This window comes from Vibrio sp. 10N.222.48.A3, from assembly GCF_041475345.1.
In the GTDB taxonomy this organism is placed as follows: domain Bacteria; phylum Pseudomonadota; class Gammaproteobacteria; order Enterobacterales; family Vibrionaceae; genus Vibrio; species Vibrio tasmaniensis_A.
Window position 1 is genome coordinate 1 of record NZ_JBFRVX010000386.1, and the last position, 1,784, is coordinate 1,784.

The following is a 1,784-nucleotide window of genomic DNA, read 5'->3' on the forward strand; positions in this document are numbered from 1 at the left end:
TTTAAGGGGTATTGCCATGGTAACTAATAAAATTGATTTTAAGGCGAGAGAGGGACTGTGAGACAATAAAAAGCCTCGAAGAAATCGAGGCGGTGAATGGTGTGGTTGTTAGAGAAAGCGAATACTCAAAACGAACCTGTTCTTAATCGAACTTATTGTGCGGGATGAACCTGGGGGAAGTTCATGGTTGGGTGCTTTTCGACAATACTTGTGTAGCCGTACACATCTTCAATCATCGAAGGCTTAAGTGCTTCCCAAGGGCTGCCATCGCAAACTAAGTTTCCCTCTTTCAAAACTACCAATCGATCTGAGTATTGAGCGGCTAGGTTTAAGTCATGCAAAACTACGATAACCGCTGCGTTGTGGTTGTCGGCTAACTCTCTCGCGATCTTTAACGTGTTGTGCTGATGGGCAAGATCCAGTGCTGATGTGGGTTCATCAAGCATCAAGATACATTGGTCACCAGAATAGTGAAGTTGGGTTAGTACTCGAGCCAAGTGAACACGCTGTTTTTCACCGCCAGATAGAGAAGGGTAGAGTCTTTTACTTAGGTGAGACACATCGGCAACATCCATTTTCTGGCTAGCTATGCTAGTGAGCTTCTTGTTGGACTCTTGCAACGGGATACCACCAAGCTCAACAACTTCATGTGCCAGAAAGGGGAAGGTCAAGGTACTGTGTTGAGGAAGCATCGCTAAATGTTTCGCCAACTTCTGCGAAGGCCACTTATCTTTGGTGTGTCCAAAATACTGAATATCACCAGTGCTCGATATCTCCTGACATAAAGCTTTCAGCAGCGTACTTTTTCCTGCGCCGTTTGGTCCAAGTAGTGTGGTTACCTTTCCTGCTTCAATCTCAATAGAAACGCGGTCTAAAATCACTTTGTTGCCAAACTTCACTTCGATGTCGGTTGCTTTTAACGCTGCAGGAAACATTAAAGGATTCTCCCTTTCTGTTGAAATAGTAGATACAAGAAAAATGGAGCACCGATGATTGCAGTGACAATGCCAACTGGCAACTCAGCTGGTGCCAGTGCCACGCGAGAGAACATGTCTGCAGCTGTTAATAGTAACGCGCCTAATACCGCAGACAATGGGAGTAGGACTCGATGATCTGGGCCCGCTAACATGCGGCCTAAATGAGGAATAACCAGTCCGATGAAGCCAATCATGCCAGACAAGCTAACCGTGATACCAACGCCTGCGGCAGTCAGTAGAATGAGCTTTCGCTTGAGTTTCTGTACTGGGATGCCAAGGTGTTGCGCTTCTGACTCGCCCAGTAATAGAGCATTCAGTGACATTGCTTGGCGGTAGAAAACAACAAACAACCCAACGAGCGTGACAGCAGCAAGTAAAATGCCGGACCACTTAGCCCCCGCCAAAGACCCCATCGACCACAACGAAAGATCACGCAGCATTTGGTCATCAGCAATGAAATTCAAGAAGCCAATACCTGCGCCTGACAATGCACTGATCGCAACACCCGCTAATAACATGATGGTCACCGAGGTACCGAATTTTCCCGTACCTAGCTTATAAACTAGCAGGGTGGTTAAAGCGCCACCTAAAAAGGCAAATACAGGTACGGCCGCAAAGTTCATGAAAGCAGGGTATTGCAATGAAAGTTCAGAGAAAAGAACAATAGCCAACGCCGCGCCTAATGCAGCTCCGGCAGAGACGCCTATGACCCCAGGTTCCGCAAGCGGGTTTCGAAACAGCCCCTGCATGACGGCACCACATAATGCGAGAATCGCGCCTATTAGCATACATAAGATGGTTCTCGGT

At 47.2% G+C, this 1,784-nt stretch carries 2 protein-coding genes; both read right to left on the bottom strand.

Annotated features, from left to right (window positions below):
• Positions 1 to 152: 152 nt before the first annotated feature.
• Positions 153 to 935 carry a heme ABC transporter ATP-binding protein gene (locus AB4653_RS11890; protein ID WP_009845737.1) on the bottom strand — a complete coding sequence of 261 codons (783 nt, stop codon included), beginning with the start codon at positions 933 to 935 and terminating at the stop codon, positions 153 to 155.
• Positions 935 to 1,784, bottom strand: an 850-nt coding sequence (locus AB4653_RS11895; RefSeq protein ID WP_372104247.1) for a FecCD family ABC transporter permease, incomplete at its 5' end; no start/stop codon positions are given. The genes AB4653_RS11890 and AB4653_RS11895, both read right to left, overlap by 1 nt.